The sequence below is a fragment of the Pseudarthrobacter sp. MOO13 genome (genome assembly GCF_058267655.1).
The window spans coordinates 2821374-2847379 of sequence record NZ_CM177848.1 but is presented as its reverse complement, the minus strand read 5'-3'; the positions used below and the strand labels follow the sequence as shown (position 1 = coordinate 2847379).

Genomic DNA, 26006 nt, shown 5'->3' with positions numbered 1-26006 from the left:
GTCAGCCGTTGAACGGCAGCCGCTGGAGCCGTTGACCCACCGAGGAATTTCGGCGGCGCGATTCAGAAAGCCTGGTGAACTCCCGGTTCCGGCGCTCGGCGACGACGGCGGCCAGGAAGTGGTCAGGGCCGGTCCCCGGGGGCGGTGCGGGGGATACGTGCGACGACAGTTCGGAGGCGATCGCCGCGGCCATCTGCGCCCTGGACTGCGGCGCCATCCGGCCGGCCTGGCGAATGAACTGCGCCGCCCTGCGGGCCGTGGCGTCCGGAATCCGGCCGATGTCCGCGGCCGCTGCCCAGGGCTGCAGGTGCGGCGGCACGAACACGCGGATTGCTTCGTCGGCAGGCACCCGGCTGCGGACCGCGTAGGTGCCGGCCAACATATCGCCCAGGCGGCGGGATTTGTCGTTGAAGAGCGCCACCGCGCATGCCAGGCCGCCGAACGTCAGGTAGATTTCGAGGAATCCCGTCAGTCCCCGGATCAGCGCGTGCCGGAACCTGATACTGCCGCCGTCCTCGCGGACAACCCGGAGGCCGGTGGCTAACTTGCCCAGCGACCTGCCCCGGCTCAGGGTCTCGACCCCCACCGGGACGACGACGAGGCAGAACACCGCGGCGGTCAGGGCCAGCGCACGCGCGGCGGCCTCATCCAGGTCCCTGCCGGCGGCGGCCAGGCCAAACATGAATCCCACCAGCAGGACCACGTGGAAGACGACGTCGATGACCAGGCCCAGAGCGCGGGCGGCGAAGGTGGCCGGCCGAAGTTCGAGGACGACTGCTTCGCCGGTGATGATTGGACTCACTGCGTCCCTGCCCTTCGCAGCTGGTGATGCGGACGACCGCATGGGTGCGGACGGTCAAAGTCTAATGCCGGGCGCTAGGCTGTAGCCGTGGATATGGACGCCTTCTCCGCCGTGAACGCGGACAAGTGGTCGCGGCTGAAGGAGCTCTCTGCCAAACGCAGGCTCACGGGTGCCGAGGCCGATGAACTGCTGGCCCTGTACCAATCCGTGTCCGGGCACCTGTCACTGGTTCGTTCCATTGCACCCGAGAGTGCATTGTCGGCCTCGCTCTCCGCCACGCTCGCCTCGGCCAGGACCCGCTTCACCGGTGCCCGGTCCAACGCGATGGCAGACCTTGCGAGGTTCTTCGTGGCGGCCCTGCCGGCTGCGCTGTACCGGCTGAGGTGGCTCACGATGGCCTGCGGGGCAGTCTTCGTCCTCGTCGCTGCCGCCTACGCGGCGTGGATCGGAACGTCCCCGGATGCCCTCCGTGCGGTGGCATCCGAATCCGCCGCCGCGCAGTATGTCGACCAGGACTTCATCAACTATTACTCGGAAAATCCGGCAGCATCCTTCGCCGGCGCCGTGTGGACCAACAACGCCTGGATCTGCGCCCAGGCGGTGGCCCTCGGAATTACCGGCGTCTGGGTGCCGATGATCCTGTTCAACAACGCGCAGGGCGTGGGAATTGCGGCCGGGATCTTCGCATCTGCCGGCAAATCCGATGTTTTCTTCAGCTACATCCTGCCGCACGGCCTGATGGAGCTCACCGCCGTCTTTGTGGCCTCCGCTGCCGGCCTGCGCATCTTTTGGGCAATGGTCTCACCGGGTCCGCGGACCAGGAGCCGCGCAGTGGCGGAAGAGGGCAGGTCGCTGGTTACGGTGGCCCTGGGGTTGGTCCTGGTGCTGTTCGTCTCGGGCCTCGTGGAAGGTTTCGTGACGCCCAGCCCGCTGCCGGCTTGGGCCAGGATTGGCATCGGCGCGGCGGTTCTTGCTGCGTACTGGCTCTATGTCCTGATGTGGGGCCGTCGGGCCTACCTGGCAGGGGAACGCGGCGACCTTCGCAGCGAAGACGCGGGCTATACGGAAATCGCTGCCTGAATCGTTGTAATCCAGACGGGGTGGTTCCTCGCCCAGCCGAAGTTCCGGACGGTAGGCTCGAGGGCAGAATGAATCGCGCCGGCAGACTTGGACCGGTGCGGAACCTGACGGAAGTGACGCTGCTGTGAACGACGAAACACCGGCCCGCGCCAAAAGCGAAGCGCCGCAGCCGGAACCGATCCTGGACACCTCCGGGGATTCCGACGAGCCCGCGTTTTCCTGGCTGACACCTGCCGGTGGTAAGACTTCCGGCCGGGAAGACGCTGTACAGGAAACCAAAGCACCGCAGGCGGACAGCAGGGCGGGCCGCCGGGCGGCGGAATCCGCCGTCGGCTCCTCCGGCACGGGATCTTCGGCCGACGGGTCCTCGCAGGCGGCGGCCGGGACATCCGTTAAGGAGCCGCGCGGCTCAGCCGGCCCGGTCTTCAAGGAATCGCTTCCCACCTCCGCCCTGCACGTCCGGCCGCCCGAGGAAGAAGTGGAGCGCCGCAACGCCCAGCGCGAAAGCGCCGCGAACGCCAAGCCGGTTGCCCCCCGCGTCATGCAGGTCCTGCTGGCCGTCATCTACCCCTTCATCCTCCTCATCCTGGCCGTCCGGGCAGTGACCAGCCCGCTCTTCCTCTGGGTGGAATACAACCGTCCCGGTTTCCCCGGCGACGGATACGGCTTCAGCACTGACGACAGGATGACCTACGGCTCCTACGCCGTTGACTACCTAAGTAACTGGGCCGGCCCGCGGTACCTGGGAGACCTGGTGCAGCGCGGCGGCGAAAAGCTCTTCAAGGACGGCGAGGTCAGCCACATGGCTGACGTCAAGACGGTCATCCTCTCCACCTTCGGCGCCGGCACCGCGCTGCTCATCCTCGCCCTGATCGCCCTCGTGTACCTGCGCAGGCGCAGCACCGGCGGAATCCGGCGCGCCCTCTTCGCCGGTTCGATCATTACCCTCGTCCTGATCCTGGGCCTGGGCACGCTGGCAGCCTTGGGCTGGCAGCAGTTCTTCACCGAATTCCACCGGATCTTCTTTGCCGACGGGTCCTGGACCTTCACCCTGGATGACACCCTGATCCGGCTGTTCCCGAGCCAGTTCTGGATCGACGCCGGCATCGGCATCGGCGGCATGGTGCTCCTGGCATCCATCATCACGCTGGTGCTCACCTGGCCCACGCGTCGCCGGCGCGGTATTGTCCGGGAGGACACGGACGCCGAAAAGCCGGTGCCGGCGGATCAGCCGTAAATCCTGGCGATCTCCGCCTCATACTGCTGGACCACGGCGGCCCGCTTGAGTTTCAGTGATGGCGTCAGGTGTCCTGACTCCACCGTGAACTCGGTGTTGAGAAGCGTAAAGGTGCGCACTGACTCGGCTTTGGACACCAGCTGGTTGGCCAGGTCCACCGCTTCCTGGACGGCGGCGAGGACCTGGGGATCGCTGGTTGCCTCGCTGAGGGGGAGCGGCGGGAGGCCACGCTCCTCCCGCCAGTTGGCCACGCCTTCCGGGTCAAGGGTAAGCAAAGCGGACACGAACGGCTTCCCGTCTCCCACCAGCACCGCATGCCCCACCAGCTGATGGGTCCGGATCTTCTCTTCCAGCGGGCCAGGCGCCACATTCTTGCCGCCCGCGGTGACCAGCAGGTCCTTTTTCCGGCCGGTGACGGTGAGGAAACCGTCCTTATCCAGCACACCAAGGTCCCCGGTCCGGAAGAAACCATCCACGAACGCCTCCGCGTTCGCGGCCGGGTTTGCGTGATAGCCACGGAAGACGCCAATTCCCTTGACCAGGATCTCTCCGTCTTCGGCCACCCGGATGGTGGTACCGGGAACGGGGATCCCCACCGTTCCCACCTTGGTGCGGGTCGGCGTGTTGGCCGTGCACGGTGCCGTGGTTTCGGTCAGCCCGTAGCCTTCCAGGACGGGAATGCCCACGCCCCGGAAGAAGTGTGCGTCCTCCAAAGCCAGGGGACTGGCCCCCGACACCGTGTATCCCACCTCGCCGCCCAGCGCCTGCCGCAGCCGGGGATAGACCAGCCGGTCAAACAGTCCGTGCCGCACGCGGTTGAGCAGGCCAGGGCCCGGTCCCTCGCCCCGGTTCTGCCGGTCTTGCTCCTTTGAGTATTCGATTGCTGCCGCCGAGGCCGCGTCGAACAGCCGGCCCTTGCCCGCAACCGCGGCCTTATGGGCCGCCGTTGCCCGGACCTTCTCGAAGATCCGCGGCACCACCAAAAGGAACGTCGGCCGGAACGAACCCAAGTCCTCCAGCAGCTGCGCCGCGCCCGGGGTGTGCCCCAGGGTTGCCCCTGCGGTGAGGCACACCACCTGCACGGCCCGGGCCAGCACATGGGCCAACGGAAGGAACATCAGTGTGCGAGGCTGGCCTTGCTGCAGGATTTCCGGCAGGAAAGCGACGATGTTCTTGGCCACCAGCGCGAAGTTCCCATGCGTGATCTCACATCCTTTGGGCTTGCCGGTGGTGCCCGACGTGTACACCAGGGACGCGAGATCGGCCAGGCCGGCATGGCTGCGCTGCCTTTCCAGCTCGGTGTCGCTGACGCCGGTACCGGCCGCGGCAAGGCTGGCAAGGTCCGGGGCCTCGCCGTCGTAATCCATCCGCACCACGTTGACCAGGCGGTCCCTGAGGACGTCGGAACCTGCCAGGACTCCGGCCACGAGCTGCACCGTCGCACGGTCGCCGGCGAACACGCGGCGGACCCCTGCGTCCTGGATGATCCACTCCACCTGGCTGGCGGATGACGTTTCGTAGATCGGCACCGTAACGCCGCCGGCGAACCAGATGGCGAAATCCACCAGGGTCCACTCGTAGGAGGTGCGGGCCATCACTGCCACCGTGTCGCCGGGTTCAAGGCCGCCGGCGATGAGCCCCTTGGCCAGCGCGCTGACGTCCTGGAGGAACTTCTGCGCCGAAACGTCCACCCAACCGTTTGGGCCCTTGCGCCGGTACAGCGCGTGGGCGGGGTTTGCGGCATGCTGCTCCAGCAGCAGGTCAGTCACGTTGCTGTTGGCATCAAGCTCAACCAGCAGTTCCGTGCTCGCTTCTCTCACAGCAGGTCTCCGTTTCCGCTGCCACGCCGCGGCGGCGGCTCCAACAGGTCTCTAGTGCCATCCTGCCCTAGATCCAGGACGGCATCCACATTCGGACTTTCCAGTCGACATAGGGGATGACCTCGGCGGTCCAGATCGGGTAGAAGAACGCCGACAGCAGGATTGCGGCGGCCAGGTAGAGCGCCACCAGGTACAGGCCCGAGCGCCGCCGCCAGGGCGGGTCCGTGGCGCGGCCCAGCACCAAGCCCAGGCAATACACCAGGGCAAGGATCAGGAACGGCTCAAAGGACACCGCGTAGAAGTAGAACATGGTGCGCTCGGGGTACATGAACCACGGCAGGTATCCGGCTGCCACGCCCGCCAGTACTGCGCCCGCGCGCCAGTCCCGGCGGCCCGCCCACCAGAACAGCAGGACCACCAGCGAGATGGCCGCCGCCCACCAGATCAGGGGGTTGCCCACAGACAGGATGGCCGAGGTGCATTTTTCCACAGTGCAGCCCGGGGTGCCCTGTGGCGGGGATTCATAGAAGAACGACGTCGGCCGTCCCATCACCAGCCAGCTCCAGGGACTCGCCTGGTACGGGTGCTCGGAGCTCAGGCCCTGATGGAACTTGTACGCTTCGAGGTGGTAGTGGATGAGGGACCTGACGGAGTCCGGGAGCCAGCCCCATTCGGTGGAAGGGTTGCTCTCGGCCCAATGGCGGAAGTAGGCGTTGTCCGAGAGGAACCAGCCCGTCCACGTGGCCGAGTAGACGATGCCGGCAACGGGTACCAACGCGCCGAAGGCCGGAATGCCGTCCCGGATGACACCGCCACTGATCCAGCCGCGGATGCCCGCGACCCGGCGTGCGTTCAGGTCCCACAGCACCGTGAGGATGCCGAACCCTGCGAGGAAGAAGAGGCCGGACCACTTGGTGCCCACTGCCAGGCCAAGGCAGATCCCGGCGGCGATCCGCCACCAGCGGACGCCAAGCCATGGCCCGGCCAGCAGTGCCCCGCCCGGCGGCTGTCCGCCGTGCGCGGCAGCAATCCGCGCCAGCCGGGCCGCCAGCCGGCGGCGCCCGTCGTCCCGGTCCATGAGCAGGGCGCCGAATGCTGCAAGGATCCAGAACGCCAGGAAGACGTCCAGCAACGATGTGCGGGACATGACAAGGTGGTGGCCGTCGACGGCGAGGAGCAGTCCGGCCGCGCCCGCCAGCGGAAGCGAACGGAACAGTTTCAAGGCGATCAGCGAGACGAGCAACACCGTGAGGGTTCCCGTGAGCGCCGCGGCGAAGCGCCAGCCGAACGGATTCTCCGGCCCGAAGAGCCACATACCTGCCGCGATCATCCACTTGCCCACCGGCGGGTGCACCACGTATTCGGGCGTATTCAGCAGGACGTCCGGATTGCCGGTATTGAACGAGTCGTTGGCTTTGTCCGGCCAGCTGCGCTCATAGCCGCTGATGAGGTAGGAGTAGGCGTCCTTGACGTAGTAGGTCTCGTCGAAGACCAGCTTGTGCGGTACCTCGAGCCGCACGAACCGGAGGACCCCGCCGATGAGCGCCGTCAGGACCGGAACCAGGATGAACCACAGTCGCAGGGACGCCGGGTGGTCCCGCCAGGATGCGTGTGCGCCCAGGAGCCGTGCCGTCAGGGCCTGGACGGTGAACGCCTCCTCCGGCCGGCTGACCCACCGAAGGGCGTGTTCCCCGCGCTCCGTAGCAGTTACCGCGGCTGCGGCCGGGGAGGGCGGCGGGGTGGGTTCACCGGCGCCGGCCGGCCGCGTCGAGGTCTGCGTCACGAGCCCCATGCTACCTTTTGCGGCTGGAAGACCCGGCAGCAGTAGGCTTGACGGGTGGACCCGAACCCCAGCCCCCTTCCTGATCCAGGCCCGTCAACGACGGGACGGATCGTCCTTGCCGCCACCCCGATCGGGAATACCGGTGATGCCTCTGCCCGGCTCGTGGAACTGCTGGGTACCGCCGACATCGTGGCGGCAGAGGACACCCGGCGCTTGCACCGCCTGGTCCAGAGCCTGGGCGTGGAAGTGTCCGGCCGCGTCATCAGCTACCACGAACACAATGAGGCGACCAGGACGGCAGAGCTCCTTGACCAGGTGCGGGCTGGCAGCACGCTGGTCATGGTGACCGACGCAGGCATGCCGGCCGTCTCGGACCCCGGCTTCCGGCTGGTGGAGGGCGCCATCGCGGCCGGGCTTCCAGTCACCGCCGTCCCGGGTCCCTCCGCGGTCCTCACGGCACTGGCCCTGTCCGGCCTGCCCACGGACAGGTTCTGCTTTGAAGGTTTCCTCCCACGTAAGGCCGGCGAACGCGCGTCGCGCCTGGCCGACCTCGCCGCGGAACGCCGCACCATGGTGTTCTTCGAAGCTCCGCACCGCCTCGAATCCATGCTCCGGGCGCTGCGCGAACGGTTCGGTCCGGACCGGCCCATCGCGGTGTGCCGGGAACTGACCAAGACGTACGAGGAAGTGATCCGGGGAACCACCGGCGAACTGCTCCAGTGGGCCGAAGAGAACGAGGTCCGCGGCGAGATCGCCGTTGTCCTCGGCGGGGCTCCGGAACAGGCGGCGGGCAAGCCGGAGGACCATGTGGCCGCCGTCAACGAGCTGGTGGCCCAAGGCATCAGGTTGAAGGAAGCGGTTGCCGCCGTGGCCGAGGACGTCCGGGTCAGCAAGCGCGAGCTCTACTCGGCAGTGCTCGCCGCCCGGTAGCAGCCTCTCCCGGCATGCCTTCGAATCTGTGCAGATGCACAGCGTGGGGCCGATGTGGCAGTGCGCAACGGCGTAGACCGGGGGAGGGGCCCGCAGTAGTCTGGCTGTTAATCAGCCCAATGATCCCGGTCACTCCGGCCGCGGCGCGGGGCTGCCAGAAACCCTACTGACGAGGGAGTCATCGTGACTGTCACTGCACAGCCGGCCGTTACCGCCGAGCGCGAAACCCGGCTTTTGGCCTCTGTTCCCACCGGGCTGCTTATCAACGGTGAGTGGCGCGACGCCGCCTCAGGCAAGACGTTCGACGTAGAGGATCCCGCCACCGGCAAGGTGCTGCTGAGCATTGCCGACGCCGGCGCGGACGATGCCGCTGCGGCCTTGGACGCTGCCGCTGCGGCTCAGGAATCCTGGGCCAAGGTGCCCCCGCGTGAACGCGGTGAAATCCTCCGCCGCGCTTTCGAGCTGGTCACCGAACGGGCCGAGGACTTTGCGCTGCTGATGACCCTGGAGATGGGCAAGCCGCTGGCAGAAGCCCGCGGTGAAGTCACCTACGGAGCCGAATTCCTGCGCTGGTTCTCCGAAGAAGCCGTCCGGGCCTTCGGCCGGTACTCGGTCTCCCCTGACGGCAAGTCCCGGCTGCTGGTGACCAAGAAGCCGGTAGGCCCCTGCCTGCTGATCACTCCGTGGAACTTCCCGCTGGCCATGGCCACCCGCAAGATCGCCCCGGCGGTGGCCGCAGGCTGCACCATGGTGCTGAAGTCCGCCAACCTGACGCCGCTGACGTCCCAGCTGTTCGCCGCCGTCATGCAGGAGGCCGGCCTGCCCGCCGGGGTCCTGAACCTCATCCCCACCTCCACGGCCGGAGAGACCACCGGGGCCCTGATCAAGGACTCCCGGCTGCGTAAGCTCTCCTTCACCGGTTCCACCGAGGTGGGCCGCCGGCTGCTCTCCGACGCCTCCGGAACTGTGCTGCGCACCTCCATGGAACTGGGTGGGAACGCCCCGTTCCTGGTTTTCGAGGACGCGGACCTGGACGCGGCCGTTACCGGTGCGATGCTGGCAAAGCTGCGCAACATGGGTGAGGCCTGCACCGCAGCCAACCGGTTCATCGTGCACGAATCCGTGGCCGCCGAATTCGCCGAGAAGTTCGCGGCGAAGATGAAGGACATGACCACCGCCCGCGGCACCGAACCCGAGTCCAAGGTGGGCCCGCTGATCGATGCCAAGAGCCGGGACAAGGTCCACGAACTGGTCTCCGACGCCGTCGCCTCCGGCGCCAAGGCGGTGCTGGGCGGGGCACCGGTCGAGGGCCCGGGCTACTTCTACCAGCCCACCATCCTGTCCGGCGTCTCCGAAGGCACCCGTATCCTCTCGGAGGAGATCTTCGGGCCCGTCGCCCCGATCATCACCTTCTCCACCGAGGACGAGGCCGTGCGGCTGGCCAACAACACCGAGTACGGCCTGGTGGCCTACGTCTTCACCAAGGACCTGAACCGCGGCCTCCGGATGGGTGAGCGGCTCGAGACGGGCATGCTCGGCTTGAACGCCGGCGTGATCTCCAACGCTGCCGCACCGTTCGGCGGCGTCAAGCAGTCCGGCCTGGGACGCGAAGGCGGACTCGAAGGCATCGAGGAGTACCTCTACACCCAGTACATCGGCATCGCCGACCCCTACGCGGGATAGCTTCGGCGGTTCCAATGACGCACGTGCCGGCCGGGATCCTTCCCGGCCGGCACTTTTGCGTTCAGCCCCTGCCCCGCCCGCGAACGCCGTCGTCCGCCGCTGCTTCCCGACGCCCCGCCACCGGTGCCCCGGACGTTGCGGCGGCACGGCTCTTTCGGGAATGGGCGGCCGCACGGGCGGCTTTCCGGATGCCGCTGCCGGCTGCCCGGAACGGCAAGCCCAGCAGCAGGCCCAAGCGGCGGATGACGGACGGCGGAAGCCACTCCGCCCGCAGGCGGCGCGGCAGGGTGGCGTTCTGCCGGAGGGCGTCCACGAGCGCGGTGACCCCGGCCTGGATGTCCTGGCCGGCAGGGTGACCCCGCAGGCTGGTTGCCGGGGAGCTGTTGTCCGGCCGGCCATACCGGTGGTGCTCGAAGGCGGATGTCAGGAACGCCACGGCCTGGTGCGCTTCATGGTCCAACCCGCCGGGTTCACCCAGCAGTGTTTGCCGGAACCTGGCGGAATACGCCCGTGGAGTCTCGCTGGGTGCGGCTCGAACGCCGTAATCGATGCCAAGGTCCGTCAGCTCGTTCCACGCCAACGGGACGGCCTGGCCCGGGGACCTCGGATTCAACCGGCGCGTCCTGGTCCCGGAACGGACCAGGTGCGGCGCGGCTGCCAGGAGCAAGGCGCCCAGCACGCCTGCGGTCCCGAGGAGCCACGGCAACACGCCGGCCGAACCGCCCTCGCCACCGCCCGTCCCGCCGGGGAGCGGCCAGGCCGTGGCGCTCGGGGTAGCGGAGGACGCCGGGGCAGCGTCAGGGACGAGGCCGTCATTGTTGCCCAGGGTATCCGGGACGGCGGGCACCGGCGCGTCGGTGGCGTAGTCCGGGACCACGCCCCGCGACGGCGTAGGTTCGAACGGCACCCAGCCCAGGCCCTGGAAGTACAGCTCGGGCCACGCGTGGGCGTCACGGGCGTCCGCTTCGTATTCCGGGAGCGCACCCTGCCCGGCCACGGTTATGGTCGCCCCGGTCAACCGGCCCGGGGCATATCCCACGGCAATCCTGCTGGGGATTCCTTCCAGCCGCGCCATCACGGCCATGGCGGAGGCGTAGTGGATGCAGTATCCGCTCTTTTGCTGCAGGAAATCCGCCAGGACAGAGAGCCCGTTCCCGTCATAGCCGCCCTGGACCGGGGACTGGAGGGAATAGGTGAACTCGGACGAGCGCAGGTATCTCTGGAGGGCCATCGCTTTCTGGTACGGCGTCCCCGCAGTGCCGGCCACCGTCTTGGCGGTGGACTTGACGATGTCCGGGACATTTCCCGGAATCCGGCTGAAATCGTCAGGGATTCCCCGGACGGGGCCGGACGCTTGGGCGAGGAGCGCGGCCGAGAGCTTTGGCTCGGTCGACGTCACGACGTACTCCTGGCGCCGGGTGGTGGTGTCGGTGCCCTTGACGCTCAGGGTGGCGGGGTCCCAGGTCCACTCGCCGCCGAGGCCCCGGATGGTTTCGGGCGCATACGGGACCGGCAGGTAGGGGCTGGTGAAGGAACCGGTGTCGACGGCGGTGACCAGGCGCACCTGCTCGTCCGCGAGGACTGCGTAACCGGGATCGATCCGCCCGTCCAGCGGGGCCCGGGACGCGGTGCGGTCATCCGGACCCCACGAGTCGCCGTCGAAATTGTCCACGGTGACAGAACGCAGGTAGAGCGGCGTGGGGGAATTCGTGGCATAGGTGATCCGACCGCTCCCGTCCGGTGCGCGCAGGCTGCTGCCCAGCGTGATCATCGGGTTCAGGCCGGTGGCGCCGCCCCACGGGTTGAGCCTGGACCCCTGCGGGAACGTGCCTTGGTCGAAACCGGGAATCGCCAGGGGCAGCAGCAGGGTGGCCACCATGGCCGCGGCTCCGGTCAAGGCTGCCCGCCTTGCCAGGCCGGGGCTGCGGGGCGCGCCGGACTGGAGCCGTCCGTCCGGGGCAAACCGCTGGCTGCAGGCCAGGATCAGCAGGTACCCGGCCGCCGTGGCAGCGAAGCTCCACACGCCCACGCTCTGGGGCTTGATCATGGCGGGAACCACCAGCAGCGCCAGCAGGCCCACCCCTGAGGCGGCGGGCATGCGGAGGGGCACGGCCAGGGCGTCGACCAGGATGACGGCGAGGCCCAGCACCGCACAGACCACCATCACGATTCCGGCGTTGGGAGCCACCGGCGCTGTCTCCGACAGGACGGTTTCGCTGGCCCGCCGCATCAACCGGTCAAGGTCGGGGAGCGTGGCGCCGGTCGGAATAACCCACAGGAAACTTGAGCCGCGGAAGAACGTCAGCGTGAGGACGGCAGCCAGTGAGATGAATCCGCCTGCCGTGACCAGGAGGGGCTGGGCTCGGACCGAACGCAGGGCCGCCAGGGCCACGCTGACCGTCAGCACGGTGGTCAGGACGGGCCAGAACCAGTTCCAGCCCCGAAGGACGCCGTTCAGCGACAAGGCCGCCCCGCAGACAGCCACCGAAATCGCCAACGCCATGGCCCACGGATAAGCGCCGGCCTGCGGACGCCGGGCCGGCGGTTCGGGCTGGTTGCGGGCTTCATTCCCGATGCCTGAAGGCCGGGCTGGTGCCATTGTCATGTGGCTACTCCTGCTCCACGGCGGACCTCGGACGCAGGGGCCACGGGCACGGCAGGGTCTTCGTCGAACTGTCCCCAGGCCGCCGCCAGAGCGGTACGCGGCGTCACGGCGGCAGCGCGCCAGCCGTTCTGCCGCAGCACGTCCAACACGCCGTGGAAGTCAGCCGGCTTGTCCACGGCCAGGAGGGCGAATGCGTTGGTTCCGTAGGCTGCGGCCGGTGCTAACGCCGTCGCCTCCTCGGCACTGATCCTTCCCAGCACGGCGATCAACGGTCCGCGCATCCTGTGTGCGCCCAGTTTGTCCATCAGGTGGTCGTCAAAGGCCGGTGGCTCCTGGTCCGCGCCCGGAGGCTGCCCTCCGCCGGCGGCCCGGCGCCGGCTGCTCCGGCCCGGGGCGTCCCGGGCCGCAGTGTCCCGCCGAGTGTGGGATGGCCCGGACAGATGGACCGCGGCGAGGCTCTCGGCTATGGACTGCAGCCCGGAGGTGCCACTGAACTCGTCGGCCCCAGGTTCCGGGGACGACGGTGAATGCAGGAAAGCCGGGTTGCCGCCGGCATCGAGGATCCGGAGGCTGTAGTTGCGTTCAGCCAAGTGGGCGCTGACGGACATGGCGGCGACGACCGACCATTCAAATGTCTCGCTGGTGGCCAGTCCGTGCCCGTGTCGCCCCGGCAGCCCTGGCATCGTCATCCCGGAGGCGCCGCCGAAGGCAGCGGAGCGGTGATCCAGGATGATGGTGGCTTCCGGCGTGGTGACGGATTCCTCCTGGCGGACCATGAGCTCGCCGTGCCTCGCCGTGGCGGCCCAGTGGACCCTGCGCATGGGATCCCCGTGCCGGTATTCGCGAGTCATGACGTCGTCGTCGCTCGGATTTGCGCGGGTGCGCGTGGCGGTGACGCCGTCGTTGCCCCGCGCTCCGTCCAGCGCCGTGGCAGGCAGCACGACGGCGGCCGGCGTCACGGTGAGGATGTCGCCGTCGTCGATGGCCTGGCGGTGCAGCGACAGTCCGAACGGGTCGGTGAACTCCGCCGTGACCGGCCCGATCCGGAACAAGCCGCGGTAGCCGGACGTCAAGTGGTATTCGTAGCGGCTGGTGCCGCCAGTTGCGGAACGGGAAGGAAACCGGAAAGCCGGCGCCTGGCCGAAGTGCGAGGGCAGGCGCTCCTCCATGATCACCTGGCCGGTTCCCGGGCCCGTCCTGCCCACCGCCAATTGGACGATGGTTGGCGCGGATGTTTCCACGGGTGAGGGATTGAACTCGCGGTACACCCGGAATTTCGGTTTCACCAGCCGGATTCCTGCCAGGGACACCAGCGGCAGCACCAACAGCAGCAGCGCCAGCGTTAACAGGTCCCGGCGCCCCATGACCTGCGCGGCGGCCAGTGCGAACGCCCCGGCGGCAAGCATGCCCCAGCCACGCCTGGTGAACAGGTGCCGGGGAAGCTTGTCCAGGAACGCCATGGTCCGCCCCTAGCGGTTCCTGCCGCCGGCCGCCGCCGCGGGCCGCGTCGCCTGGCCCGGGGGCGCCTGCGGAACGGGCAGGCGCGAGAGGATTCCCTGCAGGACGCTGTGCGGGTTTTCGCCAGCGCCGGCAGCCTTGCGCTCGACGATGATCCGGTGCGCCAGCACGGCCTCGGCGACGCCTGCGACATCGTCCGGCAGGACAAAATCCCTTCCGTCCAACGCAGCCGTGGCTTTGGCCGCACGCAGCAGCTGGAGCATGGAACGGGGGCTCGCCCCCAAGCGGAGCAGCGGACTTTCCCGGGTGGCGCGGCCCAGTGACACCGTGTATTCCTTCACGGCTTCGGACACGAAGACCTGCTGGACGGTGGTGGTCATCGCCGCCACGTCAGATGCCGTCACCACCGGGCTGACGGCGGCCAGCGGCGATACCGCCTGGTGGGTCTCAAGCATTTCGATCTCGGCTTCCTTGTCCGGATAGCCCATGGAGATCCTGGCCATGAAGCGGTCCCGCTGGGCCTCGGGCAGGGGGTACGTCCCTTCCATCTCGATGGGATTCTGGGTGGCCACCACCATGAAGGGTTCATCGAGCCTGTACGTGTTGCCGTCCACCGTCACCTGGTGCTCCTCCATGCATTCCAGCAGGGCGGACTGGGTCTTGGCGGAGGCGCGGTTGATTTCATCGCCGATCACGATGTTCGCGAACACGGCGCCGGGCCGGAATTCAAAGAGCCGGGAGGCCTGGTTGTAAATGGACACCCCGGTGACGTCCGAGGGCAGCAGGTCGGGGGTGAACTGGATGCGGTTGACGGTGCAGTCGATGGTCCGGGCGAGCGTCTTGGCGAGGAGGGTTTTTCCGACGCCGGGCACGTCCTCCAGCAGCAGGTGGCCCTGTGCGAGCAGGACAGTCAGCGCCAGCTTGGCGGCATCCGATTTGCCGTCGATCACCGTGTTGACGGTGGTAAGGATGCGTTGGGCCGCTTCATGGAACGACTCCGGGTCCATGGCGGCGGCCCGGTGCCCGTTCAGCCGGCTGACGGCATCCGCGACGCCGGCCAGGTTAAGATTCGGTGCGCTCCCATTGTTGGCAGTGCGTCGGTGGGGTTCCATCGGCAACCTTTCAGCCCGGGTTTCACCTGGACGGGACAGCAAGCCTGCCTTCGCCCGTCGGTGGGCGTGCGCGTGTGTTCGTTCCAGACTACTAACACAACTGCCGTGCCTGACAGAGAGTTCCGGCAAATATGCCACCGCTTTCGGCGGATAGGCTGGGTGGATGTGCAATCCGCTGACTCCCGCCGCCTATCGGGCACCTGACACAGGCCCCTTGGACCCGGAAGCTCCGCCCCGCAAGCAGTATCCGCCCGCGCCTGAACCGTTGCCTGTACCCGTGATGGACAACCACACCCACCTGGACTTTCCTGATGGAACGGCGCCGGTGGGAATCAAGGCCGCGCTTGATGCCGCAGCGGCCGTGGGGGTCCAGGGAGCGGTCCAGGTGGGCTGCGACCTGGCGTCGTCGCGGTTCACGGTGGAAGCCGTGGACCAGGACCACCGTCTCCTGGGCGCCGTGGCCCTCCATCCCAACGATGCTCCGCACTATGCCGCCAGGGGCGAACTTGAGGCGGCCCTGGCAGAGATCGAACGCCTCGCGGCGCATCCGCGGATCCGCGCGATCGGCGAGACGGGGCTGGACTTCTACCGCACGGAAGGCGAAGGACTGCGCCACCAGGAGCACTCGTTCCGGCGCCACATCGACATCGCCAAGCGCCTGGACCTCACCCTCCAGATCCACGACCGGGACGCACACGGCGACGTGGTGCGGGTGCTGAGGGAGGAAGGCGCCCCGGGGAGGGTGGTGTTCCACTGCTTCTCCGGCGACGAGGAGCTTGCCAGGACCTGCAACGACCAGGGCTGGTGGATGTCCTTCGCCGGGACCCTGACCTTCAAGAACGCCGCGAATCTTCGGGCCGCGCTCGCCGTCGCCGACCGCCAACTCATCATGGTGGAAACAGATGCGCCGTTCCTGACCCCGCATCCGCACCGGGGGCGGCCAAATGCCAGCTACATGGTCCCGTACACGGTCCGGGCCATGGCAGAATTGACAGGCTCCGACCTCGCCGGGCTGTGCAACACCATCAGTGAAAATACCGTGCGGGCATACGGATCCTGGACCTGAAATCCCACCCCGTCCCGTGATCCTGGGCAATACCTGGTATGCAAAAATGTTGGTCGCTTTATAACGCTACGGTTACAGTGGACAACTATTAGCCGGGGTCGGGGAAGGCCAACGGATAATTTCGCTCCATTCGCAGCCGCTCCGGGCACGTCAGTTCCCGGCCATGCCGCTGCGCGGAGTGTGGCGGTGCATCGATGCCCGGACGGTCTATTTGAGGTTGTTCCGGGCATTCCCTTGCGCGATTCCCCGTGCCCGGATGGACCTAGAGTTACGGGCAATCGTGATCAAGTTCTTCACAACGGACGGCAAGTTCAGCTATATCAAGGTTGGCGCCCAACTTCTGGTGCTCTGCGGCCTCGTCGCGGGCCTCGTGGCTTTCGTGGGCAATAACAAAACAATCACGCTCAACGTGGACGGCAAAGCCTCGTCCGTGCAGTCCTTTGGTGGAACAGTGGCGCAGGTGGTCAAGAGTGCCAACCTGGACCTCAAGCCCGGCGACCGCGTATCGCCGTCCTTGGATTCATCCGTGCAAAACGGCACCGTCATCAACGTCAACCAGGCCAAAGAGGTCAAGGTCAGCCTTGACGGGGCCGAAAAGACCGTCAACACCACCGCCCAGGACGTGGAAGGCCTCGTCAGCGAGCTCGGCGTTGCCAGCGCATCGGCCGTCTCGGCGCCCAAGGATGCCACGCTCGCACTGGCCGGCTCCTACGTCTCCATCTCCACACCCAAGACCGTCAGCATCGTGGCCGATGGCAAGGTGAACACCGCCACCACCACTGCCGCAACCGTAGGCAAGGTCCTTGAGGATTCCGGTGTCACCCTCGGCGCCAGCGACCGCTCCTCCCAGCCGGCCAACGCCAACGTGGTGAACAACATGGTCATCAAGGTCTCCCGGGTGGACACCAGCAAGACTGCCGTTACCAGCGAAGACGTGCCCTTCGACACGGTCACCGCCGAGAGCGCCGACATGCTCAAGGGTGACAAGCAGGTGACCCAGGCCGGGGCGGCCGGAAAGATCGAGCGCACCTTCAAGCTGGTCCTCGTTGACGGCCGGGAAGCGTCGCGCACCCTCGTGTCCGAGAACGTGGCGGTGCAGCCCGTAACCGAAAAGGTCACCGTGGGCACCAAGGCCAAGCCCGCCGTCCAGGCGGCGCCCGCGGCAGCAGCCGCCAACACCGGGGCAGCGGCGCCGGCCATGATGAACGAAGCCATGTGGGACAAGATCGCCCAGTGTGAATCCAGCGGAAACTGGAGCATCAACAGCGGCAACGGCTACTACGGCGGCCTCCAGTTTGACATCCGCACCTGGATCGGAGCAGGCGGCGGCGCGTACGCCCCGAACGCCAGCCTCGCCACCAAGGCGCAGCAAATCGACATCGCCAACCGCGTCTACGCCCAGCGCGGGCTCTCACCGTGGGGTTGCGGCTGGGCAGCCAGCAGCTGATTCAGCGGACGAACACGACGCCCACAGCGTGGCCGGGCCCGGATATCCGGGCCCGGCCACTGTCGTTAAGCCGACAGGGCGGAGCTGCCGCGCGGGATAGGATACCTAGGTGACTGAACCCATCCCTGCCGTGCCCGCACCGTTGTTCGGTGCCTCCGACATCCGCCGGCTGGCAGAGGAAATCGGGATCAGGCCGACTAAAACCTTGGGCCAGAACTTCGTTATCGACGGCAACACCATCCGGCGGATCGTCTCCGCCGCCGGAGTGGGGCCGGATGAAACCGTCCTCGAGGTAGGCCCGGGCCTCGGCTCCCTGACCTTGGGGCTGCTCGATGCGGCGGCGGCCGTTGTCGCCGTCGAAATCGACCCCGTCCTGGCCGCGAAGCTTCCGGAAACCGTCAAGGCATGGCGCCCTGCCGCCGCCAACGCGTTCCACCTGGTCAACGACGACGCCATGAAAGTCACCGAACTGCCGGTCCAACCCACCGCACTGGTGGCCAACCTGCCCTACAACGTGGCGGTTCCGGTGGTACTGCACCTGCTGCAGCATTTCCCAAGCCTGCGGCACGGGCTGGTGATGGTGCAGGACGAAGTAGCGGACCGGCTGGCCGCGGGCCCGGGGTCCAAGACCTACGGGGTGCCGTCGGTCAAGGCGGCGTGGTACAGCCGGATGCGCAAGGCAGGCGTCATCGGCATGAACGTCTTTTGGCCCGCCCCCAAAATCCACTCCGGCCTGGTGGCCTTCACCCGCCGCGAGCCGCCGGCCACCACTGCCACCCGTGAGCAAGTGTTTGCCGTGGTGGACGCCGCGTTCGCGCAGCGCCGCAAGACGCTGCGGGCAGCCCTCGCCGGCTGGGCAGGCGGAGCGCCGGAAGCGGAGCGCTGCCTCGTGGCTGCCGGCGTGGACCCCACTGCCCGTGGCGAGGTCATCGATATCCAAGCCTTCGCCAGGATCGCCGAAGCCAAGGAATCACGGTTGTGAACGCCCCGGCAGGACGCTTCGCGGCCAGGACGGTCCGGGTCAAAGCACCCGGCAAGGTCAACGTATCCCTGGCGGTGGGCCCGCTCCGCCGGGACGGCTACCACTCCGTTGCCAGCGTCTACCTCGCGGTATCCCTCTACGAGGAAGTTGCCGCCACCAGCACCGCGACGCCGGGAATCACGCTCAGCCTCAGCCCCGAAAGCACCCTGGACCTCGACGCCGTCGACATTCCCCTGGACAGCAACAACCTGGCCTACAAGGCAGCCGCTATCATGGCTGACGTCTCCGAGCACGCCACCGGCGTACACCTGGAAATCACCAAACGCGTCCCGGTCGCCGGCGGCATGGGCGGCGGGTCAGCCGACGCCGCCGCCACGCTCCTGGCCTGCGACGCCCTGTGGAACAGCGGACTCTCCCGCGAAGAATTGGCCCACCTTGCCGCGGAACTGGGCGCGGACGTCCCCTTCTCGCTGCTTGGCGGCACGGCCGTGGGCCTTGGCCTGGGCGACAAGCTGTCCCCGGCCCTGGCCAAGGCGCAAACCCACTGGGTGCTGGTGGCGGCAGACTACGGACTGTCCACCCCGGAGGTGTACCGCACCCTGGACAGGCTGCGGGACGCCGAAGGCATCACCGCGGACGAGCCCACCGGCGTCGACCCGCACATTGTGGCGGCCCTGCGCAGCGGCGACGCCGAATCCCTGAGCCGTGTCCTGGTCAACGACCTGCAGCGTGCCGCCATCTCCTTGGCCCCTGCATTGCGCGATACGCTGGGTATCGGCGAATCCCACGGCGCGATCGCTGGGATCGTTTCAGGTTCCGGCCCCACCGTGGCCTTGCTCGCCGACGATCCCGTGGCGGCCGAAGCACTGGCCGAGGACCTGCGGCACCAGGGACTGGCGGCCCTTCACGTGCACGGCCCCGTCCACGGCGCGCGCATCATCTCCGACACACATCTCTAGACCCCTTATATTTCGGCAGCAGAAAGCAGTTCCTTTTGGCACACCTTCTTGGCGGCGAGAACCTCACAGTTTCCTACGCGACCCGCACCGTCCTGGACGGCATCACCCTGGGCCTTGAGGAAGGCGACCGGATCGGCATGGTGGGCCGGAACGGCGACGGCAAGTCCACCCTGATGCGCCTGCTGGCACTGCGTTCCACGCCCGACTCCGGCCGCGTCACCAAGCGCGGCGACGTCAACGTGGGGTACCTGGACCAAAGCGACGTGCTCGACGGCGACCTGACCGTCGGCGCCGCGATCGTGGGCGACCAGGCGGATTACGAATGGGCGCGCAACCCGCAAATCCGCGAGATCATGGGCGGGCTGGTGTCCGACGTCGACTGGCATGCCAACGTGCACGCCCTCTCCGGCGGCCAGAAGCGGCGGGTGGCCCTGGCAAAGCTCCTGATCGAGGACCACGACGTCATCATGCTCGACGAACCCACCAACCACCTCGATGTCGAAGGAGTTGCCTGGCTTGCCCGGCACCTGAAGACCCGCTGGCGGGCCAACCAGGGCGCCTTCCTGGTGGTCACCCACGACCGCTGGTTCCTCGATGAAGTCTGCAACAAGACCTGGGAAGTGCACGACGGCATCGTGGACCCCTTCGAAGGTGGATACGCGGCGTACGTCCTGGCCCGTGCCGAGCGTGACCGGATGGCCTCCGTGGTCGAAGGCAAGCGCCAGCAGCTGGTCAAGAAGGAACTGGCCTGGCTTCGCCGCGGCGCCCCGGCCCGGACCTCGAAACCGAAGTTCCGGATCGAGGCCGCCAACGCCCTGATCGCCGATGTCCCCGAGCCCCGCGACTCCATGGCGTTGAACAAAATGGCCACTGCCCGCCAGGGCAAGGACGTCCTGGACCTGGAAAACATCTCCCTGAACTTCCGCGGCGGCGACGACGGCCGCAAGCTGTTCGACAACATCACCCTGCGCCTGGCCCCGGGAGAGCGGCTGGGGCTGGTGGGTGTCAACGGCGCCGGCAAGACCACCCTTCTGAAGCTGCTCAACGGTGAGATCACGCCCGACGCCGGGAAGCTGAAGCGGGGGAAGACCGTGGTCACCGCGGTTCTCACGCAGGAGGTCAAGGAGCTCGACGACGTCGCGGACTTGCGCGTCATCGAGGTGATCGAGCGGGAAAAGCGTTCCTTCAACGTGGGGGGCAAGGAGTTCACCGCCGGGCAACTGGTGGAGCAGCTCGGGTTCACCAACCAGAAGCAGTGGACCCCGGTCAAGGACCTCTCCGGCGGCGAACGGCGGCGGCTGCAGTTGCTGAGGCTGCTGGTGGGGGAGCCCAACGTCCTGATGCTCGACGAGCCCACAAACGACCTTGATACCGACACCCTCGCCGCCGTGGAGGACGTCCTGGACGGCTGGCCCGGCACGCTGGTGGTGGTGAGCCACGACCGCTACCTGCTCGAGCGCGTTACCGACCACCAGATGGCCCTCCTGGGCGACGGCAAGCTCCGCGGCCTGCCCGGCGGCGTGGACCAGTACCTTGAGCTGCGGGAGGCCGCCCTCGCCGGCTCCACGGTGTCCGGCGGCGGCAACCCCGTCACCAGCGCGGGCCAGGGCCCCGCGGCCCCAGCCACCGGCACAGGCCCCTCCGAGGCGGAGAAGCGGGAGGCCCGCAAGGCCCTCAACCGGATCGAACGGCAAATCAAGAAGCTCGATCAAGAGGAAAAGAAGCTTCACGACCTGATGCTGAAGACCACCGAGGCCGGCGATTTCGACAAGCTCGCGGACCAGAACAAACAGCTCAAGAACCTCACGGACGAAAAGGACGCCCTGGAAATGGAATGGCTGGAGTCCTCAGAACTCCTGGGGGACTGACAAAGGCGACGCGGGCAAGAGCGGAGCTGGGGGCCTTCGTGTAGTCGCGCATCGCGGCGCATCGTGGCGTGGAGGTCGCCCAGCGACCGGAACGTCACCTATGCGGCGTGTCTAAGCGACGGCGGAGGGCCCCTGCGCCGCGTAAGTGACCACGGCGAAGGCGGCCTGGGCTTACGCCTCAGACTGCAGTTCCGGGTCCTTCTTCAGGCCGGTGAGGCCGTTCCAGGCGAGGTTGACCAGGTGCGCAGCGACGGTTTGCTTGTCGGGCTGGCGGCTGTCCTGCCACCACTGGCCGGTCATGGCCACCATGCCAACCAGCATCTGGGCGTACATGGCGCCATCCTCGCCGCTGAAGCCGCGGCGCGAGAATTCGTCGGAGAGGATGTGTTCCACGCGGGCGGTGACCTGGGAGAGCAGGGTGGAGAAGGCGCCCTCGGGCTGGGACGGGGGAGCGTCGCGCATGAGGATCCGGAAGCCCTCGGTGCGCTCCTCGATGTAGGTCAGCAGGGCCAGGGCGGCGCGTTCGACGAGGACCCGGGGTTTGGCTTCCTCGGTGAGGGCGCTATTGATGGCGTCCAGCAGGATGTGGAACTCGCACTCCACCACCTGCGTGTACAACCCTTCCTTGGATCCGAAGTGCTCGTAGATGACCGGCTTGGACACGCCCGCGCTGGCGGCGATCTCCTCAATGGTGGTCCCGTCGAGCCCCCGGACGGCAAAAAGCGCCCGGCCGACGTCGATCAACTGGCTACGCCGCTGCAGGCCGGTCATCCGCATCCGCGGCAGGTTGTTGCTCACAATCCCATCATGCCCCACCGGCCACGGGCCCGATTCCGCCCGGCAGGCAGGGGAGAACCGGCCGGTGTCGCGCGGTGCCCCGAACCCATGGCAAAATAGGGACTTGTGCCCGGGCCTTGAGTCCTCCGGCACGGTCCGCTCTGGTGTAACGGCAGCACCCCGGCCTTTGGAGCCGTGGAGTATAGGTTCGAATCCTATGGGCGGAACTGCTGTGCGAGGAGCGTTCAGTAGGATGGCACCCGGTGCCGGGCGGACATGGACGCCGGACACCCCAATGCGCCAGCACAACCTAGCAAGGAGAGCCCGTACGTGATCCCCGAGAATGCCGGCCCGGCCGCTGTCATCGTTCTGGCAGCAGGCGCCGGTACCCGGATGAAGTCGCGTACACCCAAGATCCTCCACGAAATCGGCGGCCTCTCCCTGGTGGGCCACGCCCTCCGGGCGGCCCGCAGCATCAACCCGCAGCGGCTCGCCATCGTGGTGCGCCACGAACGTGACCTGGTTGCCGGGCATGTATCGGCACTGGATCCCGACGCCGTCATCGTGGACCAGGACGACGTGCCGGGCACCGGCCGCGCCGTGGAAGCCGCCCTCGAGGCACTCCACGCGGAACAAGGCCTGGCCGGTACCGTTGTGGTCACCTACGGCGATGTTCCGCTGCTCTCCGGGGAACTCCTGGGCGAACTCGTGGCCACCCACGAGCGTGACGGCAACGCGGTCACCGTCCTCACCGCCGTCCTCGACGACGCCACCGGTTACGGCCGCATCCTCCGGGGGGAGGACGGTTCCGTCACGGGCATCCGCGAGCACAAGGATTCATCCGAGGCCGAGCGGCTGATCCGCGAGGTCAACTCCGGTATCTACGCCTTCGACGCAGCCGTGCTCCGGGACGCCCTTGGCAAGGTCACCACCGACAACGCCCAGGGCGAGAAATACCTCACCGACGTCCTGTCCCTGGCGCGTGCCGCCGGCGGCCGGGTTGCCGCCGTCGTCACCGCCGACCGCTGGCAGGTGGAAGGCGCGAACGACCGCGTCCAACTGGCCGCCCTCGGCGCCGAACTGAACCGCCGCACCGTCGAGGGATGGATGCGCGCAGGCGTCACCGTGGTGGACCCGGCCACTACGTGGATCGACGCATCGGTCACCCTGGACGAGGACGTCCGGCTGCTGCCCAACACCCAACTGCACGGCGCCACCACCGTGGCCCGGGACGCCGTCGTCGGCCCCGACACCACGCTGACCGACGTCACGGTGGGCGAGGGCGCAACGGTGGTCCGCACCCACGGTTCCGGCTCGGTGATCGGGCCGCGCGCCGCCGTCGGCCCCTTCACCTACCTGCGGCCAGGCACCGTGCTTGGTGAAAAGGGCAAGATCGGTGCGTTCTACGAAACCAAGAACGTCACCATCGGCCGCGGCTCCAAGCTGTCCCACTTGGGCTACGCAGGCGACGCCGAAATCGGCGAAGACACCAACATCGGCTGTGGAAACATCACGGCAAACTACGACGGCGAGAAGAAGCACCGCACGGTGATCGGCTCGGGCGTGCGTACCGGCTCCAACACGGTCTTTGTTGCCCCGGTCACCGTGGGGGACGGTGCCTACAGCGGCGCCGGCGCGGTGATCCGCAAGGACGTACCCGCAGGCGCGCTCGCACTAAGCGTCGCTGCCCAGCGCAACGCCGAAGGCTGGGTCCCCGCGAACCGTCCGGGAACCCGCTCCGCCGAACTGGCCCAGGCGGCCACCCAGAACTCCTCCAGTACCCCGGCATCTACAGAAGAGGGCAAGTAAGAATGAGCGAAATTACGGCGCACGGCGAAAAGAAGCTGGTGCTCGCCACCGGGCGGGCCCATCCGGAGCTGGCCCGGGAAATCGCCAAGGAACTCGGCACTGACCTGCTGCCCGTCGATGCCTACGACTTCGCCAACGGCGAAATCTACGTCCGCGCCGGTGAAAGCGTCCGCGGCACCGATGCCTTCGTGATCCAGGCCCACCCGGCACCGCTGAACAACCACCTGATGGAACAGCTGATCATGATCGATTCGCTGAAGCGGGCTTCCGCCAAGCGCATCACCGTGGTTTCACCGTTCTACCCCTATGCGCGGCAGGACAAGAAGGGCCGCGGCCGCGAGCCCATCTCCGCCCGACTCGTGGCAGACCTCTACAAGACTGCCGGCGCGGACCGCATCATGAGCGTTGACCTGCACACCTCCCAGATCCAGGGCTTCTTCGACGGCCCGGTGGACCACTTGATGGCCATCCCGCTGCTGGCCGACTACATCCGCACCCGGGTGGACGCCGAAAACATCACCGTTGTCTCCCCGGACACCGGCCGCGTCCGCGTGGCCGAACAGTGGGCCGAACGCCTGGGCGGGGCACCCCTCGCCTTCGTGCACAAGAGCCGGGACCTCACAGTCCCCAACCAGGCTGTCTCCAAGACGGTGGTGGGCCAGATCGAGGGCCGCACCTGCGTGCTGATCGATGACATGATCGACACCGGCGGAACCATCTCCGGGGCCGTGACCGTGCTGAAGAACGCCGGGGCCAAGGACGTCATCATCGCGGCCACGCACGCCGTCTTCTCCGAGCCGGCCGCCCGCCGCCTCTCCGAATCCGGTGCCCGCGAAGTGGTGGTCACCAACACCCTGCCGCTGACCGCCTCGCAGCGGTTCCCGCAGCTGACGGTGCTGTCCATCGCACCCCTGATCGCCCGCGCCATCCGCGAAGTATTCGACGACGGTTCCGTCACCAGCCTCTTCGACGGCAAGGCCTAGCAGCCGGTTGAGCCTGCCGGAACCCGGGACAGCGGTTTCGGCAGGCAACCAACGACGCCTCATCGTTTTCAATATTCGGGCCCGGCGCTGGTAGGCTTGACCCCGATACCTTGGCGAGGGAGAGCAAAGTCTCCGTTATCGACTGGGTCTGCTTGTCCCTTGATGAGAGGGACTGCCTTCTTGAAGGGCCGCTTACCGACCGCCCGGCGTTGAAGGTCACACCAGACCTCCGCCCTTGCTGAACACCGTTTCGTCTTCAAGGAGATTTCCATGTCTGAGCAGAAGCTCGCAGCAGAACTGCGCACCGAATTCGGCAAGGGCTACGCCCGCCGCGCACGGATGGCCAACCTGATCCCGGCCGTCATCTACGGCCACGGCGCAGAGCCCATCCACGTCACCCTCCCGGCCAAGGCCACCACCCTGGCTGTCCGCACCGCCAACGCCCTGCTGTCCCTGGACATCAACGGCGAAGGCCACCTGGCCCTGGTCAAGGACATCCAGCGTGATCCCGTAAAGCAGATCATCGAGCACATCGACCTCCTGACCGTCCGCAAGGGCGAGAAGGTGACCGTCGACGTTCCCGTGCACGTTGAGGGCGAATCTGCTCCCGGCACCGTCCACAACCTGGAACTGACGGTCGTGTCCCTCGAAGCCGAGGCCACCCACCTGCCCGAGTCCGTCGTCGTGAGCATCGAAGGCCGTGGCGCCGGCGAGCACATCCACGGCTCCGACCTGGTCCTGCCCAAGGGCACCGTCCTGCTGACCGACGCCGAGGCGCTGGTCGTCAACATCTCCGAGGCCGTTGAAATCGCAGAGGAAGAGGAAACCGAAGGTGCGTCCGAGGGCGCAGCCGAGGAAGCTTCCGAGGCAGCCGAAGAAGCAGCCGCAGAGTAAGCACTCCGCACTCCCTGACAGTGGCCGGACCCCGCACGGGGCCGGCCACTGTCGTGTCCGCACGGCGCCGTTCCCGCCCCAACCGCCCCCATAGGATTGATCCATGACTGATACCTGGCTGATCGTCGGCCTCGGCAACCCCGGGGCGCAGTACCAAGGCAACAGGCACAACATTGGCCAGATGGTCCTCGATGAACTCGCCTCCCGGATGGGCGCGGGTTTCAAGGCCCACAAAGCCCGCGCCCAGGTCGTTGAGGGCCGCCTGGGAATCGGCGGTCCGCGGGTGGTCCTGGCCAAACCGATGACGTACATGAACGTCTCCGGCGGGCCCGTGTTTGCCCTCGCCAACTTCTACGGGATCGCCGCCGACCACGTGGTGGCCGTCCACGATGAGATTGACATCCCCTTCAACACGGTGAAACTCAAGCTCGGCGGCGGCGAAGGCGGCCACAACGGCCTGCGCGACATCTCCAAAGCACTCGACACCAAGGACTACCTGCGCGTCCGGGTGGGAGTTGGCCGGCCGCCCGGGCGGATGGATACGGCAGACTACGTCCTGCGCGACTTCGGCACCGCGGAACGGAAGGAACTGCCCTTCCTGCTCGACGACGCAGCGGACGCCGTTGAGTCCTTGCTCCGGGAAGGACTCACTGCCACGCAGCAGAAATTCCACCCCGCCAAGTCCGGATCACGCCAAGCAGAATCGTAAAA

At 67.5% G+C, this 26006-nt stretch carries 20 protein-coding genes and 1 tRNA gene; 14 read left to right on the top strand and 7 right to left on the bottom strand.

Annotation, left to right across the window (positions count from 1 at the left end):
* Position 1 precedes the first annotated feature (1 nt).
* Positions 2–802, bottom strand: a complete 801-nt coding sequence (locus tag AC4EEO_RS13005; protein WP_109863447.1) for an RDD family protein — start codon at positions 800–802, stop codon at positions 2–4.
* Positions 803–889: 87 nt separating this feature from the next.
* On the opposite strand from AC4EEO_RS13005, the gene AC4EEO_RS13000 reads away from it, so the two are divergent.
* Together AC4EEO_RS13000 and AC4EEO_RS12995 are read left to right on the top strand one after the other, a co-directional pair.
* Entirely contained in the window at positions 890–1882 is a 993-nt protein-coding gene (locus AC4EEO_RS13000) for a stage II sporulation protein M (protein ID WP_491338993.1), read from the top strand.
* A 124-nt stretch (positions 1883–2006) separates the two neighbouring features.
* The gene (locus AC4EEO_RS12995) at positions 2007–3119 is read left to right on the top strand and encodes a TIGR01906 family membrane protein (RefSeq protein ID WP_491338992.1); all 1113 of its coding nucleotides are present in this window, start codon (positions 2007–2009) and stop codon (positions 3117–3119) included.
* On the opposite strand, the gene AC4EEO_RS12990 is transcribed toward AC4EEO_RS12995, so the two are convergent.
* Together AC4EEO_RS12990 and AC4EEO_RS12985 are read right to left on the bottom strand one after the other, a co-directional pair.
* Positions 3110–4939, bottom strand: coding sequence for an AMP-dependent synthetase/ligase (locus AC4EEO_RS12990; protein ID WP_491338991.1), 1830 nt, complete (start codon positions 4937–4939; stop codon positions 3110–3112). The two genes, AC4EEO_RS12995 and AC4EEO_RS12990, sit on opposite strands and share 10 nt — an antisense overlap.
* 67 nt (positions 4940–5006) lie before the next feature.
* On the bottom strand, positions 5007–6731 hold the full coding sequence (locus AC4EEO_RS12985; protein WP_491329585.1) for a dolichyl-phosphate-mannose--protein mannosyltransferase: 1725 nt from the start codon (positions 6729–6731) through the stop codon (positions 5007–5009).
* A 45-nt stretch (positions 6732–6776) separates the two neighbouring features.
* On the opposite strand from AC4EEO_RS12985, the gene rsmI reads away from it, so the two are divergent.
* Together rsmI and AC4EEO_RS12975 are read left to right on the top strand one after the other, a co-directional pair.
* Positions 6777–7652: a 16S rRNA (cytidine(1402)-2'-O)-methyltransferase gene (rsmI, locus tag AC4EEO_RS12980; RefSeq protein ID WP_018762946.1), complete on the top strand. Its 876-nt coding sequence runs from the start codon at positions 6777–6779 to the stop codon at positions 7650–7652.
* 183 nt (positions 7653–7835) lie between these two features.
* On the top strand, positions 7836–9335 hold the full coding sequence (locus AC4EEO_RS12975; protein WP_109863442.1) for an NAD-dependent succinate-semialdehyde dehydrogenase: 1500 nt from the start codon (positions 7836–7838) through the stop codon (positions 9333–9335).
* A gap of 61 nt (positions 9336–9396) precedes the next feature.
* Here AC4EEO_RS12975 and AC4EEO_RS12970 read toward each other — a convergent pair whose 3' ends face one another.
* From AC4EEO_RS12970 to AC4EEO_RS12960, 3 genes are read right to left on the bottom strand one after another with little or no spacing between them, the layout of a single operon-like run.
* Complete coding sequence (locus AC4EEO_RS12970; RefSeq protein ID WP_491338990.1) at positions 9397–11940, bottom strand: transglutaminase TgpA family protein; 2544 nt, start codon at positions 11938–11940, stop codon at positions 9397–9399.
* The gene (locus AC4EEO_RS12965; protein ID WP_491338989.1) at positions 11937–13400 is read right to left on the bottom strand and encodes a DUF58 domain-containing protein; all 1464 of its coding nucleotides are present in this window, start codon (positions 13398–13400) and stop codon (positions 11937–11939) included. Before AC4EEO_RS12965 ends, AC4EEO_RS12970 begins: the two co-directional genes overlap by 4 nt.
* 9 nt (positions 13401–13409) lie before the next feature.
* Positions 13410–14510 (bottom strand): AAA family ATPase, encoded by a 1101-nt coding sequence (locus tag AC4EEO_RS12960; protein WP_461841432.1) that lies wholly within the window; start codon positions 14508–14510, stop codon positions 13410–13412.
* 163 nt (positions 14511–14673) lie between these two features.
* Between AC4EEO_RS12960 and AC4EEO_RS12955 the strand changes: the two genes are divergently transcribed.
* The 5 genes from AC4EEO_RS12955 (at position 14674) to AC4EEO_RS12935 (ending at position 20832) form a co-directional block, all read left to right on the top strand.
* Positions 14674–15576, top strand: coding sequence for a TatD family hydrolase (locus tag AC4EEO_RS12955; protein WP_026264927.1), 903 nt, complete (start codon positions 14674–14676; stop codon positions 15574–15576).
* 280 nt (positions 15577–15856) lie between these two features.
* A complete protein-coding gene (locus tag AC4EEO_RS12950) occupies positions 15857–17023 on the top strand; it encodes a resuscitation-promoting factor (protein WP_018762952.1) in 1167 nt (388 codons plus the stop codon).
* Positions 17024–17132: 109 nt separating this feature from the next.
* Entirely contained in the window at positions 17133–18005 is an 873-nt protein-coding gene (rsmA, locus tag AC4EEO_RS12945; RefSeq protein ID WP_491338988.1) for a 16S rRNA (adenine(1518)-N(6)/adenine(1519)-N(6))-dimethyltransferase RsmA, read from the top strand.
* Positions 18002–18964, top strand: a complete 963-nt coding sequence (locus AC4EEO_RS12940) for a 4-(cytidine 5'-diphospho)-2-C-methyl-D-erythritol kinase (protein ID WP_109863438.1) — start codon at positions 18002–18004, stop codon at positions 18962–18964. Before rsmA ends, AC4EEO_RS12940 begins: the two co-directional genes overlap by 4 nt.
* A gap of 35 nt (positions 18965–18999) precedes the next feature.
* Positions 19000–20832, top strand: coding sequence for an ABC-F family ATP-binding cassette domain-containing protein (locus AC4EEO_RS12935; protein ID WP_491338987.1), 1833 nt, complete (start codon positions 19000–19002; stop codon positions 20830–20832).
* Between the two features lie 171 nt (positions 20833–21003).
* On the opposite strand, the gene AC4EEO_RS12930 is transcribed toward AC4EEO_RS12935, so the two are convergent.
* Complete coding sequence (locus tag AC4EEO_RS12930) at positions 21004–21630, bottom strand: TetR/AcrR family transcriptional regulator (protein WP_109863436.1); 627 nt, start codon at positions 21628–21630, stop codon at positions 21004–21006.
* Between the two features lie 134 nt (positions 21631–21764).
* Between AC4EEO_RS12930 and AC4EEO_RS12925 the strand changes: the two genes are divergently transcribed.
* From AC4EEO_RS12925 to pth, 5 genes are all read left to right on the top strand, one after another.
* A tRNA-Gln gene (locus AC4EEO_RS12925) sits at positions 21765–21836 on the top strand.
* Positions 21837–21939: 103 nt separating this feature from the next.
* Complete coding sequence (glmU, locus tag AC4EEO_RS12920) at positions 21940–23418, top strand: bifunctional UDP-N-acetylglucosamine diphosphorylase/glucosamine-1-phosphate N-acetyltransferase GlmU (RefSeq protein ID WP_133832156.1); 1479 nt, start codon at positions 21940–21942, stop codon at positions 23416–23418.
* Between the two features lie 2 nt (positions 23419–23420).
* Positions 23421–24401 carry a ribose-phosphate diphosphokinase gene (locus AC4EEO_RS12915; protein ID WP_018762958.1) on the top strand — a complete coding sequence of 327 codons (981 nt, stop codon included), beginning with the start codon at positions 23421–23423 and terminating at the stop codon, positions 24399–24401.
* Between the two features lie 270 nt (positions 24402–24671).
* On the top strand, positions 24672–25295 hold the full coding sequence (locus AC4EEO_RS12910; protein WP_461841424.1) for a 50S ribosomal protein L25/general stress protein Ctc: 624 nt from the start codon (positions 24672–24674) through the stop codon (positions 25293–25295).
* A 103-nt stretch (positions 25296–25398) separates the two neighbouring features.
* Positions 25399–26004 (top strand): aminoacyl-tRNA hydrolase, encoded by a 606-nt coding sequence (gene pth, locus AC4EEO_RS12905; RefSeq protein ID WP_491338986.1) that lies wholly within the window; start codon positions 25399–25401, stop codon positions 26002–26004.
* Positions 26005–26006: the final 2 nt, after the last annotated feature.

What these genes read in the sequence shown, in the direction of transcription:
- AC4EEO_RS12985 (WP_491329585.1), bottom strand. Translation starts at nt 6,731, where the DNA reads ATGGGGCTCGTGACGCAGACCTCGACGCGGCCGGCCGGCGCCGGTGAA.
- AC4EEO_RS12970 (WP_491338990.1), bottom strand. Translation starts at nt 11,940, where the DNA reads ATGACAATGGCACCAGCCCGGCCTTCAGGCATCGGGAATGAAGCCCGC.
- AC4EEO_RS12965 (WP_491338989.1), bottom strand. Translation starts at nt 13,400, where the DNA reads ATGGCGTTCCTGGACAAGCTTCCCCGGCACCTGTTCACCAGGCGTGGC.
- AC4EEO_RS12960 (WP_461841432.1), bottom strand. Translation starts at nt 14,510, where the DNA reads ATGGAACCCCACCGACGCACTGCCAACAATGGGAGCGCACCGAATCTT.
- AC4EEO_RS12955 (WP_026264927.1), top strand. Translation starts at nt 14,674, where the DNA reads ATGTGCAATCCGCTGACTCCCGCCGCCTATCGGGCACCTGACACAGGC.
- AC4EEO_RS12915 (WP_018762958.1), top strand. Translation starts at nt 23,421, where the DNA reads ATGAGCGAAATTACGGCGCACGGCGAAAAGAAGCTGGTGCTCGCCACC.
- AC4EEO_RS12910 (WP_461841424.1), top strand. Translation starts at nt 24,672, where the DNA reads ATGTCTGAGCAGAAGCTCGCAGCAGAACTGCGCACCGAATTCGGCAAG.
- pth (WP_491338986.1), top strand. Translation starts at nt 25,399, where the DNA reads ATGACTGATACCTGGCTGATCGTCGGCCTCGGCAACCCCGGGGCGCAG.